Consider the following 13,359-nt stretch of genomic DNA (forward strand, 5'->3'; position numbering starts at 1 on the left):
AACCTAACGATTTTGACAACAGAATTACCAGAGGATCCCTCCACATGACTCAGCAACGTATTACAGTCATTCGCGGTGACGGCATTGGCCCGGACATTATCGATGCAACCACAAAAATTTTAGATAAGGTTGGCTGTGACTTTGCCTATGACTATGCCGATGCTGGCCTAGTCGCACTGGAAGAACATGGCGAGCTTCTACCTCAAGAAACTTTAGACCTAATCGCAAAAAACAAAGTTGCGCTTAAAGGTCCTTTAACGACCCCCGTTGGTGAAGGTTTTACTTCAATCAACGTTAGTCTTCGCAAGCAGTTCAAACTGTACGCAAACCTTCGTCCTGTGATGTCATTCAAAGGCACAAAAGCACGTTACGAAGACATCGATATCATTACCGTTCGTGAAAACACGCAAGGTATGTACTCTGGTCTTGGCCAAGTTGTATCAGAAGACGGTAACGAAGCTGAAGCAATGAGTAAGATCACTCGTGACGGCGCTGAAAAAATCGTTGTTTTTGCTTATGAATTAGCGCGCCGTGAAGGTCGTAAGAAAGTAACAGCTGTTCACAAAGCTAACATCCTTAAGTCAACATCAGGTCTTTTCCTTAAAGTAGCCCGTGAAGTTGGTGAGCGTTATCCTGACATCGAGTCAGCTGAAATGATCGTTGATAACTGCTGTATGCAGCTTGTGATGAACCCGCATCAGTTTGACGTTATCGTTACGACTAACCTTTTCGGTGACATTCTATCTGACCTATGTGCTGGTCTTGTTGGTGGTCTTGGTATGGCACCAGGTGCAAACATCGGTGAAGATTGTGCAATCTTCGAAGCCGTTCACGGTTCTGCACCAGACATTGCTGGTAAGAACTTAGCTAACCCGACGTCAGTAATCTTGGCAGCAGCGCAAATGCTTGAGTACCTAAACATGGGCGATAAAGCAGAGAAAATTCGCGCAGCACTAAAAGACGTGATCGAGTCTGGCGATCGCACAACACGTGACCTTGGTGGTGAAGCAGGTACTACCGAGTTCACTCAGGCGCTTCTTGACCGCCTATAAGCATTTTAGCTTACACCTTTAAATTATTTCAAAACGGGCTTAATAGCCCGTTTTTTTTATGTCTCTATTAATCACTCCCCCTGCTTTAAACTGTACTAAAACTGGACTACCGCTTTTCTCGTTCACCTTTATTATTTCCTTTGTACACGTTGAAGTGTGCTGAGCTTTGTAACTTGGTCACAACAGAAGACAGGAAATTTTTAAAGAGGCCTGCTCCGCTTGCATCTAGGTTACAAAAGTCAGCGCGCTTTGGTACATGACTTAAACCCATTTACTTAAATATTGCGCCGATAACGCTTTATGGCGCGCTTAGCAACATACAAGGAAAGATGATGAAAAAATTAATCTCAGGTTTACTCGTACTATCTGCACTAGCCATTCAAACGCCAGCGGTTCACGCTCAACCAGCGGAAAGCGGAAATGCGCAAGCTAATGAAGGTACAAGCCAGCAACAACGTATCGATTTAAACTCGGCGACCGTAGAGCAATTAATTACCCTACCCGGCGTTGGACAATCTAAAGCGAAAGCTATTATTAAATATCGTGAAGAAGTAGGCCCGTTTCTTGAGGTCGCACAATTAACTCAAGTAAAAGGTATCGGTGAAAAGATGCTTAATAAAATTGAAGGCTATGTACACGTAAGATAGAAGGACTAAAGCGAATAGGCGGTACGCTGGCTCCACACACAAAAAATGCGCCGCAAGGGCGCATTTTTAATCGTTTAAAGCTATTTAATTGCCTTAGGCCTGCTGTTCTTTCATCTACACTAAAGGTCAACAAGCCCTAGTAAGACTATTTAACAACAGAAGCTAAGTATTCTTTAAATTCGTCGCCTAACGATGGATGACGTAACGCATATTCAACGTTAGCTTTCATGTACCCCAACTTACTACCGCAATCGTGACTCTTACCTTTCATGTAGTAGGCATCAACTTGTTCAAGTTTCATCAATGCATCAATAGCATCAGTAAGCTGAACTTCACCACCTGCGCCTGGAGGCGTGAACTCTAACAGATCCCAGATTTTTTCTGACAGAACGTATCGGCCTACAACGGCAAGGTCAGAAGGTGCTTCGTCGCGAGGCGGCTTCTCTACCATTTTGTGAATCTTCGCTGACTCACCTGGCGCAATTGCCGCGCCGTCTAGGTCTGCGATACCAAATTTAGAGATATCTTCGTCTGGAACCTGCTCAACCATGACCTGGCTTACTCGGCTGGTGTTAAATTTGGCAACCATGTCTGCAAGGTTATCCTTTTTAGGATTACTTGCTGCATCATCAATAATGACGTCAGGTAACACTACCGCAAATGGCGCATCGCCAATCAGAGGTCGAGCGCAAAGTACTGCGTGACCAAGTCCATTAGCAACGCCTTGGCGAATATGCATGATAGTTACATCTTTTGGACAGATTGACTGAACTTCTTCTAACAGTTGGCGTTTTACACGCTTTTCTAGTGTGGCTTCTAGCTCAAAAGAGGTATCAAAGTGGTTTTCAATACTGTTTTTACTCGCGTGCGTTACTAGGATAATTTCTTTTAGTCCTGCAGCAACACATTCGCTTACCACGTATTGGATCAATGGCTTATCAACCACTGGCAACATCTCTTTTGGAATAGCTTTCGTTGCCGGGAGCATTCTCGTCCCAAGGCCCGCTACAGGGATTACCGCTTTTTTAACCTGACTCATAGTTAATATCCTTTTTTAAAATCCTAAATACACGCCTAAGTCGACTTTCAGCCGTTTGTTATTCCTTAAGCTGAGATATATTCACTGTTGTTCGCAAGACTAATGCAATCGATGTTCCAATTACCTTTTTAGAGCGTCTGTGTATTGAAAATGGGCAAAACAGCTCAAAACCACCGATAAAAGCACAAAATTAGGGATAAATAATATCTAATGCACCATAATAGTGAAAGCGTTTATGGCTTGTCCTTCCTTTCCTACACATCAAGTGTCGCTTTTTTTCACACTACTTTTTGGAATTAGTGCATGCTCTATGGGGCCGGTTTTGCGTTTTAATCCGTCTTTGAGTCCTGCCCACATGAAAGCGCCTCGCGTTTTGCCTTGCTCAAAGCAATATCTGTTTACAAGATACCTCAGAGGTATTGCACAAACATGACGAAGTTTCCAATAAAGAGGTACGTAATGGCGGCGCGCTAAAATGAGTACATTACGAAACTGATAGTAGAGCCTTATCGGTGCGCCCTGCTTGAATGTCACACCGCAAACTTTCACTCTATCATCGCCTTGTCGATGAGGCATACATGCACTGAGCGACTGATAGATAACCATGCCCTTGGCTCGAGCACGCCAGCACCATTCGTGATCAACGCCATCGATAAAGAGCTCATTTTCTTTTTCACCCACGCGTTCAAAAGCACCTTTGGAAATTAACATGCCTGAGGCAATGATTTGCTTTACTGTTTTTAACTTTTCGGAAACCTGCTTCCCTTTTTGCAGGACTCCCTGATCGACACACTCTGAAAATTGGCAATAGATCGAAGGGCCTATGGCTGCAATTGGGGAACGTTGCTCAAGGTCTTGGAATTGCCTGACTAACTCAACAGCAATATCGGGAGAGAACAAGCTATCTTGATCAAGCAAAAAGGCGTAGTCGCTTCCCTCATTAAAGAGTACTTTCAAGCCGACATTCTGAGCGTGGGCGATACCAATATTTGAGGGGTAATGAAGATAAGTAACATCAGTTGTTAAAAGAGCCTGCTGAGGACTTGGAGAATTATCAACTAAGATGACGTTCCAGTCAGGGGCACAAAACGCATCGATGAGACTACGCACGTGCTCAACATCAGGGTTAAATAGTATAACAACAACGCCGACGCTCAATGTTTACCAAACCTTTCCAGTAAATGTCTATCAAGTTTATAGGCAAGTTTAACCACTTTTCCAGGCATTAACCTCAATGCTAAAACACCACAAGCGTAAAAAAAGTTATAGGGTGAAAGTTGCTTTAATTTACGTATGGCATATAAACGTGCTCTGAACTCGTTGAGCGACTTACTTAAGCCTCGACGTTTATAAAAATTGTTTACCCTTCTGAATTTCAAAAGTCGATCTTTTAAGTTCCTAAAAATATAACCCTTAGACGCTAAGGTTATCCAGAAAAAATAGTCTTGAGTGTTTAACAAGTCACTGTCGTAACGATGCCCATCATTAAATACATTGTAACGAATGACTACTGTTGGATGGTTAAGCGAGCATCGTCTCGGCAAGATACGAACGATCTGCCTGTGTGAAGCGGGCATTACTCGCGCACCGACCTTTACACCACTTTCGTTAATTTCCGTTAGTGCTGAACCTAGCACCGAAATATTGCTGTGCTTTTTAAGGTAGGTGATTTGACGTAGAAGGCGGTTTTCTTCAGAAATATCATCCGCATCCATTCTTATGAAAAACGATGGGTTAAACTGCATACCGAACTCAGCAACTGAGTTCATGCTACTTGCTAGCCCCACATTGTGACTATTCGACGCTATTATTACCCTGTCGTCTTTGCTTGCTACATCTTCTAGTACGCGAGTTATTTTTTGAGGTACAGGTCCATCGGCGACAATAACGAAAAGAAAATCTGTGTAAGACTGCTCAGTCATGCTTTCAATGGCTTCGCGAAGCCACTTCGCATTGTCAGCTTGGTAAACCGCCATAGCAATTATCGATTCGACATGCTGTTTTTTATTGTTATTTTGAAGAATAGAGAATTGATTTATCAAGAAATTTTACCAACGTAAAAAAGTAACAAAGAAAATAAAAGCGCCTTAATTGTGCGCTTTTATTTGTTGGCATGTTACAGAGATTTTACTAAGCCTGCCACGATTTTACTCAAACTATGCGGTTAATCGCTTCACAAAGCGCAGTACACTCCAAATATGTTGGATAACAAGACTGTACACAACGAGTAGCCCAATAAAGCCCCAGAACATGACGGCTTCAGCTACCTGATAGACTTCTCCTAATATACCGATTAAGCAATAACATGCTCCGAGCAAAAGGATAGCAACAAGTGACTTTCTACTGCTAAGCCCTGCACGCATAAAGATATTGTGAAGGTGCTGACGGTCAGGTTTGAGCATTGATTGCCCCTTCCGCGCACGGCGATACATGATCGCGGCCATGTCCATTAATGGAAGGCCGACTAACCACACCGCAGTAATGGGCCTAAATGCGGCAGCTTCACCTTGAGTGTGATCAACAAGCAACCAAACGATAGTGAGCCCAACGAACATGCTGCCCGCATCACCCATAAATATCTTATTGCCTTTAAACCCTTTCCAACTCAAATTAAAAGCAAGAAACGGAACAATAGCTGCAACGATGATAAGCGGCTCCATGATGGAGGCTCCGTTACCAGTAAAGATCAAAAAGCCCGCAACTGTTAATAGGATAACAAGGCTCATTCCGCCGGCTAATCCATCAATACCGTCTATCATGTTAAACGCATTAATGACACCGACCACACAAATGATCGTAAAGAAATACCCACCTAGGTCGAGAAATACCTCACCTGTTCCGAAGATATTACCCAAAGATGTAATATAGTTTTGCGCGCTCCATGCCATGATCGCTGCAACACCAAATTGGCACATAAGGCGGCCTTTGGCACTCAGGTCAAAACGGTCATCCAACATACCAAGCAAGACTACAAATGCTGATGCGGTGAAAAACAGAGGATTGTTTTTCATCCACACATCTGTCGCGACGCTGGCAACAAGCACGGCCATAAAAATAGCCACACCACCTGTTAGAGGTACAATTCCGGCGTGACGTTTTCGCGCTGATGGTTGGTCAACTAAGCCAAATTGATGCGCTAAAGGCGTCATCACAACCAAAAGGATAAGGGCGACGAAAAATGCAGTAAAAAGCGGGACAAACTGCAAATAAGCTAGCATAAAACACACAACCTCGCGTTACCGACAAAAACACAGCTATTTGTAGTAGTTTCTGTCAATACACATGCAAATTTTGATAAAAAACTAAATGTTGCTTCCATTTATTTACAACTTCCATTTCTTCCAGCGCGATGAGGGCATCTTGTTATGAGTATGCGGATAGAAAACTTCGATATAATATAAAACATTTGTCTAAGTAACCACCCTTCATGCATAAATAACGTATCAAAACGTGTCAAAAACTCATTTGTTGCGAGAATTACCTTAATCACCGCTAAAAAGAGAACCTGTTGTGCGTCTTCTCGCCGCCTCTCTCGAACTATCTCAGCTTCTATTGTAACGATTGAATAACTTCTTTATTCCTTTAACCTGTTAACTTACTCGTCTATTTCCAGTCTTTGCAATGCCAAAAACATATCGAGTTACACTATTGATATGAACTTGTCTTCTATATTGCGGTCTTGGTGAAGACTCAGACAATTCAGCAACTGCGATAGCGAACATGCTTTTTTTAAAACTTATGTTATCCTAGCGCGAAATTGCTATATGGATATGAAAGCTAATGTTCAAACAATTATCTCGTCTAATTTTACCTATCGTAGTTACGGTAGGCGTAGCTGGGTGTTCTAACACTCCTACCGCCACTAAGGCTGACATTCCTTTGGTGCATTCTTCTCTTGCTTATTCCCTTGCACCGGACAAAGAGCTTGCAATAAATATTCCAAAAGCCAACATTTATCATGATACGCAGGAATCATTTTCAATACGCTTCAATGGCCACCAATACGAGTCCTTGAAGCACTATATATCCGCCACAGGCAATAAATGTATCCGATTTTCTTTACAAGACGGTGAAACAGCGTCTTCTGATATTCAGCGTAAAATGACGACATGTCAGCGAAACGGTCAATGGCGAGTTATTACTCCCTTAGTAGCTTCGGCAACAGTGCAAGGTGAATAGATAAATGCAGTCAACCAGCATCAAAAAAACTTTAAAGCGCCTGACGCTAGCGGCTTGTGCAACGTCACTTCTTTTCGCTTATGTGGGCACTGCAAGCGCGCAAAGCGTGGAACAATTGCAGCAATTAAGAGAAAGAGCTCAGCAGAGCCAGAGTAGCGGCATTGCTAATCAGTCCGTATCGCCACTGAGTATTTCAACCCAGCGAACGCTTCCAGGCGCTAGCAGTTCTGCAAATACCATGGGACAGTTTTCAACCCAGCCTCGTAATGGCGTAAACTTACCTGGCGAGCCAACTATTGATACTGTTTTTCCTGCGCAAGCGCCTATGGAAAACCCACCATTTGCAGCCAACTTATTTATTGGTGGATTTGAGTCAGAACGCAGCACAGGTCTTAATGATAACTATCTCGTTGCACCGGGCGATAAAATTTCAATATGGCTGTGGGGGGCGGTTAACTTTTCTGACGTAGTAACCGTTGATAATCAAGGCAATATTTTTATTCCTAACATTGGTCCTATCCGTGTTGCAAATACACCTGCTGGCAGTGTAAATCAAACCGTTACTGCAAAAATCAGACAGGTTTATACAAACGATGTAAATGTTTACGTTAACCTTCTTACATCAACGCCCGTGTCAATTTTCGTTTCTGGCCCGGTGCTAAGACCTGGTCAATATGCAGGGCTCGCCTCAGATAGCGTGCTGTATTACCTAAAACGCGCCGGTGGTATTGATTTTCAGCGCGGAAGTTTTAGGCAGATAGACGTAGTGCGCAATGGTAAAGTAGTCGCTACTGCCGATTTATATGCATTTTTCAGAAATGGTAAGTTGCCTCAGATGTCGTTTAAAGATGGCGATACCATATTAGTGCACCCAATTGGCAACACTATTGTCGTTGAAACAGGCGCTCGAAATAGCTTCACCTTTGAGTTTCTTAACGAAGAATTGAACGGCGGCGTGGTGAATTACTTTGCGCGACCAGGTGAGTTTTCCTCCCATGCTTCGGTATCTGGTATTCGAAATAACAAACAGTTCGCTCGCTACTTGAGTTTGGATGAATTTGCTTCACTTGAACTAAGTGCAGGCGACACGGTTGAATACCTTGCTGACCACGAGCCCCAAATCTATCGCATTAATGTGGCTGGGGCATTTGCTGGCGCATCTCAGATTATGGTTGATAAAGGCACACGCCTTATCGATGTACTAGATCACATCGAAGCAGATACAGCCCTTTCTGATACCCAAAATATTTATCTGTTAAGAGAAAGCGTTGCTGTAAAGCAAAAAGAAATCATCGAAGAAGGTCTTCAGCGTCTTGAGCGGAGCATGTATACCGCTCCCATTAGCTCGACGGGTGAAGGAGCCATCCGTGCCCAAGAAGCTCAGCTTGTCGCTGACTTTATTGCGCGTGCTCGCCAAATTGAGCCTCAAGGCAGAGTCGTAGTTTCTGAAAATGGTGATATCGCAAATATTCTGCTAGAACCGAATGACACTATTGTCATCCCAGAGGTAACTGACTTAGTGCACGTAGGTGGTGAAGTGTTACTTCCTCAGTCAGTAGTCTTTAACCCAGAAGCCACGACTGAAGATTATGTTGCTTGGGCCGGCGGATTCACTGAACGTGCTGAAGACGAACGAATCCTTATTGTTCGTAAAAATGGTAATGTTACCTTTACCAGCATCAACAGCTCATTCCTAGCAAGCAACGATAGTAAGTTAGAACCAGGTGATCAGATCATCGTATTGCCTGCTATCGATACCAAGCTATTGCAAGCGGTTAAAGACATTACTCAGATTGTTTATCAAATTGCTATTGCAGCCAACGTAGCTACTAACTAAACATGGTAACGTTTAAAGACCAGCTCTACGCATGGAGAGGCGTGATATTCGCGCTTTTCCTGCGCGAGCTTCAAAGTAAATTTAACGATAAATTTGGCTTAGGCTGGGCATTTTTAGAGCCCTTTGCCTTTATTTTCGCGCTGTCGTACCTTCGTGGACTGATCAGCGGCGATGATATCCACTCTATTCCTCTTTTTCTGTTTATGATGATCGGAATGGTCGGCCTGCAGTCTTTGACTACATGCCTCCAGTCAGTATCAACTTCTGTGCGCAGAAATAAGCCGCTCTATGCGTTCAGACAGGTTCAACCCATATCAGCAATGCTCACTGCTGGCTTTTTAGAGTTTTCTGTTAAAGTCGTTGTTGTCGCATTACTATGTCTTGCGCTTTACCTGATGGGCGAGACCTTTACAGTAAATGACCCGTTGCTGCTGATATCTCTGTTTCTTCTTTTGTGGGTATTTTCAATATCCATAGGGATGATTTTTGCTATCGCTGCCGCATTCGTGCCGGAAGTGGATAAGATAAAATCAATGCTTACCCGCCCATTAATGTTTATTTCATGCGTTTTTTTCAGTCTTCAAGATCTGCCTGAAGAGTATTGGCCTTACTTAACGTGGAATCCTCTTGTTCATTTCAATGAACTCGCCCGTTACGCCTGTTTCGAATCCTATGGAACAAAGGGCGTATCCCTTGGCTTTCTAATTGAAATTACTATAATTTTTCTCTTCCTAAGCCTTTCGATGTATCACATCACATGGAAGAAGGTGTTGTCTCGATGATAAGAATTGAGAATTTAACAAAGAGTTACCCCAGTAAAATGGGCCCTCAATATATTTTCAAAAATTTGAATTTTGATTTTCCTACGGAAAATAACGTCGCAATTTTAGGTAAAAATGGCGCGGGTAAGTCGACTCTTTTCCGTATGCTAGCAAAAAGCGAATACCCTGACAGAGGCCGAGTTTTAACGAATAAATCCATGTCGTGGCCGGTTGCCCTTCAAACAGGTGTACACCCGCAAATGACAGGGCGTGAAAATACGCGTTTTGTGGGCCGAATTAACAACGTCAAATCGCTTCCAGAATACGAAGAGCAAGTGCAAGAATTTGCCGAACTCGGCGCACGCTTCGACCTTCCTGTAAAAACTTACTCATCTGGTATGCGCGCCAAACTCGTATTTGCGTGCTGTATGAATATCAATTTTGATATTTACCTTATCGATGAAGCGACATCTGTAGGCGATCCGCTTTTTAGAAAAAAAGCGCGTTTATCGCTAAAAGAAAAAAGTGAACAAGCGGGCGTTATTATGGTTAGCCATGAACTTGACCAAATCCGCGAGTTCTGTACGTCTGCCGTTATCATAGATGAAGGCAAACTTACTTATTATCACGATCTCGAAGAAGGCATCGACGTTTATACGCAGGATGCAGACAATAAGAAATCACTTAAATAGGTTCAAATCACAGTGGAAAAATCTCTTACACAGCTCAATGCCCTTCTCAGCAAACACAAAATGCTGTTGCTTGTTCTTCCATGGGTGCTTTACGCCCTATATCTTGTTTTATGGGCTGCACCTCAATACGAAAGTAAAAGCCAACTTATTGTAAAATCAAGTGACGGCGGCAGTAGCTTCGACCCCTCATCTCTCTTGATGGCAGCTGGTGTTTCTGGTGCATCCGGCGGCACGGAAAGTCAGCTTGTAGAAGCGTATATTCAGTCTGCAGATATGATTAAGTATCTCGATGAGACTATTGGCCTTCGAGATCATTACATGTCAGACAAAGCCGATTTGTTTAGTGGCCTGTCATCGTCACACAAGCAAGAGGACTTTTATCAGTTTTATCTGAACCATATTGAAGTTAGCGTGGACTCGGCATCTTCTGTAATTAGTTTGCGAACCCGCGCTTTCGACGCTGAATATGCGCAAATAATTAACCAAGCTATTGTTGATAAAGCGGAAGAGTTTATTAACAACATCAATAACAACTTGGCTAAATCAAAGCTTACGTTTGCTAAGGGTGAACACGAGATTGTTGAACAAAAGCTACAACAAGCAAAGACTGAAATTTTAGGCTTCCAATCCAAATACAACGTGCTCGACCCTACTGCTGAAGGTGCAGCGTTTCAGCAAATCGCTTTTTCATTGGAAGCGACCCTTGCCCAGAAAAAAGCTGAACTAAGCACAATGTCGACCATGATGTCTAACGTCGCACCAGAAGTGATAAACATTAAGCGTGAAATAGCTGCACTACAAAAAGAAGTAGAAAAGCAAAAGGAGCGTATCAGTACCGCTGAAGGAGAAAGTGAAGCCCTGTCAGTCAGTGAATTAATGGCGCAATACAGTAACCTTCAGGTTCAGCTTCAATTGGCCATTCAAGCGTACTCTTCCTCGCTGATTACACTAGAAAATGCGCGAGTCGAGGCATATCAAAAACTACAACACTTGGTAACTGTAGAATCACCTACCCTTCCAGATGACAATGCTTACCCCACGGTTATCTATAACCTTGTTCTTTTTGGTGTGTCATTGCTGCTTATTTACGGAATAGTACGAATTGTAGTAGCTACTATCCGCGAGCTTTAGTGCCTCCATCTGTTTAGCAAGCCAACAGTTTAATCGACTAAGTCGCTCAAGACTTAGTCGGTTGACACCGCTTTGATGAAGTTTGTCGCCCAAATCTTGTGTCTTTAAGCAAGCTCTAGTATAAGAAGCTATCCGCCTTACGGACGACTATCAAAGAGCCTATCCTATAAGTGCTCTACAATAACAACCATAAGCAATATGGAATTAAAATATAATTATGAAACCATCTAACGATACTAGCTTTTTCGGCCATCCAGGGGGCCTAAGAACGCTATTCTTTACAGAAATGTGGGAGCGCATGAGTTACTACGGTATGCGCGCGCTACTTGTTCTTTTCATGACCGCGAGCTTACAAACGCAGGGTTTGGGCTTTACCGTTGCAACCGCTGGCGCAATCTACGGCCTATACACAGGTGCGGTATATTTTCTAGGCTTACCGGGCGGGTGGTTAGCGGACCGCTTAATCGGTGGTAAAAACGCCGTATGGTATGGCGGTATTATCATCTTCGCAGGCCACGTGGTACTCGCCATAGACTTGCAAAACCTTTTCTTCGTCGGCCTTATCCTTGTTGCTTCGGGTACTGGCTTACTAAAACCTAATATTTCTGCGATGGTTGGCCAGCAATATGGCGACGACGACGGCCGTCGTGACAGTGGTTATGCGCTGTATTACATGGGCATAAACATCGGTTCACTCATCGCCTACCTAGTTACCGGTTATTTACAGGAAAACTGGGGCTGGCACTATGCATTTGGTGCAGCTGCCATCGGTATGGCAATCGGCCTAATTCAATATTACTTCAGCAACCGTTCGTTATCGGCTGATTCTGTTGCTCCTGCAAACCCATATCAAGGTGCGGCTAAACAGCGCGCATGGATGGGCGTATGGGCAGTGATTGCACTTGCTGTTGTGGTAATTGTGCTTGCGCACATGGGCACTATCGTTATTGAGCCTGTAGCTCTTGCTCAACAAGTTGCCGTTGTATTTACCATTATTTTCTTCGCTTACTTTGGTTTTATTTATTTCAAAGGTCAGCTAAGCGACAACGAGAAGAAGCGCATGTGGGCGCTGTTTTTAGTGTGTGTCGCTTCAGCATGTTTCTGGTCTGGTTTCGAACAGGCTGGCTCTTCACTCAACCTATTCGCACAGAACTATACCGACCGCGTACTTGAAAGCGGCTCGCTACTTACATCTTGGTTCGGGATGGACGCTATCCCAACAGTATGGTTCCAGCTTTCAAACTCGCTATTTATAATCATCCTGTCGCCTTTCTTCGCTGCCCTTTGGATTAAGCTTGCTAAAAGAATGATTGACCCGTCGTACACGATTAAGTGTGCCGTAGGTATCGTTATTATGGCGTCGGGCTTCTTGGTAATGTTTATGGCGTCTCAATATGCTGCACAAGGCCTTAAAGTTGCGCCTATGTGGCTCGTTACTACCTACTTCTTACACACTGTTGGTGAGCTGTGCCTAAGCCCTGTTGCACTAAGTGCAGTAAGTAAGCTATCGCCTAAGCGTTTCGCAGGGCAAATGATGGGGGTATTCGTACTGACTTACTCTATTGGTAACATCATTGCTGGCTTACTTTCAGGTAACTTCGACCCAGAAAACGTAGAGCAAATGCCAGACCTGTATCTTCAGATTGCCCTATTTAGCATCGCCATTGCCATCGTGATTGGTTTAATGAGCTTTAAATCTCGTTTCTGGGAAAAAGCAGGTATTGAACAAAAAGCGTAATTTATTGTTAGCATGTTTTAAGTGCTGACCAATTACCCTACAATAACCGCCGCAACGTAACGTTCCGGCGGTTTTTTATTAAGGGCATTTGCATAAACCTATGAAGTTTTATTTTTCTACAAGAGACATTCCTGCCTTACAAGGTCTTCCATTGACAGAGCGCGTTAAATTGCTCGACCAGGCCGCAAAGCGCCTTTCTGTACCAGAGAAAACCTTACTGAATGTGCTAAAATTACTCGTCATTGTCCCCGTATTCGCACTTATTCTTCAAACCGCGTCAAAT

Annotated in this window: 13 protein-coding genes; 9 read left to right on the forward strand and 4 right to left on the reverse strand. The window is 43.5% G+C overall.

Annotated elements, in window-relative coordinates; translation table 11 throughout:
• Positions 1-44: 44 nt before the first annotated feature.
• Both QVA83_RS17425 and QVA83_RS17430 read left to right on the forward strand, forming a co-directional pair.
• Positions 45-1,052, forward strand: coding sequence for an isocitrate dehydrogenase (locus QVA83_RS17425; RefSeq protein ID WP_014948534.1), 1,008 nt, complete (start codon positions 45-47; stop codon positions 1,050-1,052).
• 332 nt (positions 1,053-1,384) lie between these two features.
• Complete coding sequence (locus QVA83_RS17430) at positions 1,385-1,699, forward strand: ComEA family DNA-binding protein (RefSeq protein ID WP_014948533.1); 315 nt, start codon at positions 1,385-1,387, stop codon at positions 1,697-1,699.
• A gap of 145 nt (positions 1,700-1,844) precedes the next feature.
• Here QVA83_RS17430 and galU read toward each other — a convergent pair whose 3' ends face one another.
• The 4 genes from galU to wecA form a co-directional block, all read right to left on the reverse strand.
• Positions 1,845-2,738, reverse strand: a complete 894-nt coding sequence (gene galU / locus QVA83_RS17435; protein ID WP_014975843.1) for a UTP--glucose-1-phosphate uridylyltransferase GalU — start codon at positions 2,736-2,738, stop codon at positions 1,845-1,847.
• A gap of 261 nt (positions 2,739-2,999) precedes the next feature.
• On the reverse strand, positions 3,000-3,896 hold the full coding sequence (locus QVA83_RS17440; RefSeq protein ID WP_069943857.1) for a glycosyltransferase family 2 protein: 897 nt from the start codon (positions 3,894-3,896) through the stop codon (positions 3,000-3,002).
• Entirely contained in the window at positions 3,893-4,780 is an 888-nt protein-coding gene (locus tag QVA83_RS17445; RefSeq protein ID WP_014975841.1) for a glycosyltransferase, read from the reverse strand. Before QVA83_RS17445 ends, QVA83_RS17440 begins: the two co-directional genes overlap by 4 nt.
• A gap of 114 nt (positions 4,781-4,894) precedes the next feature.
• The gene (wecA, locus tag QVA83_RS17450) at positions 4,895-5,956 is read right to left on the reverse strand and encodes a UDP-N-acetylglucosamine--undecaprenyl-phosphate N-acetylglucosaminephosphotransferase (RefSeq protein WP_014948529.1); all 1,062 of its coding nucleotides are present in this window, start codon (positions 5,954-5,956) and stop codon (positions 4,895-4,897) included.
• 562 nt (positions 5,957-6,518) lie between these two features.
• Here wecA and QVA83_RS17455 point away from each other — a divergent pair.
• The 7 genes from QVA83_RS17455 to QVA83_RS17485 all read left to right on the forward strand — a co-directional run.
• Positions 6,519-6,917, forward strand: coding sequence for a hypothetical protein (locus QVA83_RS17455; RefSeq protein ID WP_014948528.1), 399 nt, complete (start codon positions 6,519-6,521; stop codon positions 6,915-6,917).
• 4 nt (positions 6,918-6,921) lie between these two features.
• On the forward strand, positions 6,922-8,754 hold the full coding sequence (locus QVA83_RS17460; protein WP_014948527.1) for a polysaccharide biosynthesis/export family protein: 1,833 nt from the start codon (positions 6,922-6,924) through the stop codon (positions 8,752-8,754).
• A gap of 2 nt (positions 8,755-8,756) precedes the next feature.
• On the forward strand, positions 8,757-9,536 hold the full coding sequence (locus tag QVA83_RS17465; RefSeq protein WP_014948526.1) for an ABC transporter permease: 780 nt from the start codon (positions 8,757-8,759) through the stop codon (positions 9,534-9,536).
• Entirely contained in the window at positions 9,533-10,207 is a 675-nt protein-coding gene (locus tag QVA83_RS17470) for an ABC transporter ATP-binding protein (protein WP_014948525.1), read from the forward strand. The genes QVA83_RS17465 and QVA83_RS17470 overlap by 4 nt, the downstream gene beginning before the upstream one ends.
• 12 nt (positions 10,208-10,219) lie before the next feature.
• Positions 10,220-11,338 carry a KpsE/RkpR family capsule polysaccharide export protein gene (locus QVA83_RS17475; RefSeq protein ID WP_069943856.1) on the forward strand — a complete coding sequence of 373 codons (1,119 nt, stop codon included), beginning with the start codon at positions 10,220-10,222 and terminating at the stop codon, positions 11,336-11,338.
• 217 nt (positions 11,339-11,555) lie between these two features.
• Positions 11,556-13,076: a peptide MFS transporter gene (locus QVA83_RS17480; protein ID WP_287498745.1), complete on the forward strand. Its 1,521-nt coding sequence runs from the start codon at positions 11,556-11,558 to the stop codon at positions 13,074-13,076.
• A gap of 100 nt (positions 13,077-13,176) precedes the next feature.
• Positions 13,177-13,359, forward strand: a 183-nt coding sequence (locus tag QVA83_RS17485; RefSeq protein WP_287498746.1) for a DUF6170 family protein, incomplete at its 3' end; no start/stop codon positions are given.

The organism is Alteromonas sp. AO-Serp, assembly GCF_017849675.1.
GTDB classification, from domain to species: Bacteria; Pseudomonadota; Gammaproteobacteria; order Enterobacterales; family Alteromonadaceae; genus Alteromonas; species Alteromonas macleodii.

What these genes read in the sequence shown, in the direction of transcription:
- galU (WP_014975843.1), bottom strand. Translation starts at nt 2,738, where the DNA reads ATGAGTCAGGTTAAAAAAGCGGTAATCCCTGTAGCGGGCCTTGGGACG.
- QVA83_RS17455 (WP_014948528.1), top strand. Translation starts at nt 6,519, where the DNA reads ATGTTCAAACAATTATCTCGTCTAATTTTACCTATCGTAGTTACGGTA.
- wecA (WP_014948529.1), bottom strand. Translation starts at nt 5,956, where the DNA reads ATGCTAGCTTATTTGCAGTTTGTCCCGCTTTTTACTGCATTTTTCGTC.
- QVA83_RS17460 (WP_014948527.1), top strand. Translation starts at nt 6,922, where the DNA reads ATGCAGTCAACCAGCATCAAAAAAACTTTAAAGCGCCTGACGCTAGCG.
- QVA83_RS17480 (WP_287498745.1), top strand. Translation starts at nt 11,556, where the DNA reads ATGAAACCATCTAACGATACTAGCTTTTTCGGCCATCCAGGGGGCCTA.
- QVA83_RS17430 (WP_014948533.1), top strand. Translation starts at nt 1,385, where the DNA reads ATGAAAAAATTAATCTCAGGTTTACTCGTACTATCTGCACTAGCCATT.
- QVA83_RS17470 (WP_014948525.1), top strand. Translation starts at nt 9,533, where the DNA reads ATGATAAGAATTGAGAATTTAACAAAGAGTTACCCCAGTAAAATGGGC.
- QVA83_RS17465 (WP_014948526.1), top strand. Translation starts at nt 8,757, where the DNA reads ATGGTAACGTTTAAAGACCAGCTCTACGCATGGAGAGGCGTGATATTC.
- QVA83_RS17425 (WP_014948534.1), top strand. Translation starts at nt 45, where the DNA reads ATGACTCAGCAACGTATTACAGTCATTCGCGGTGACGGCATTGGCCCG.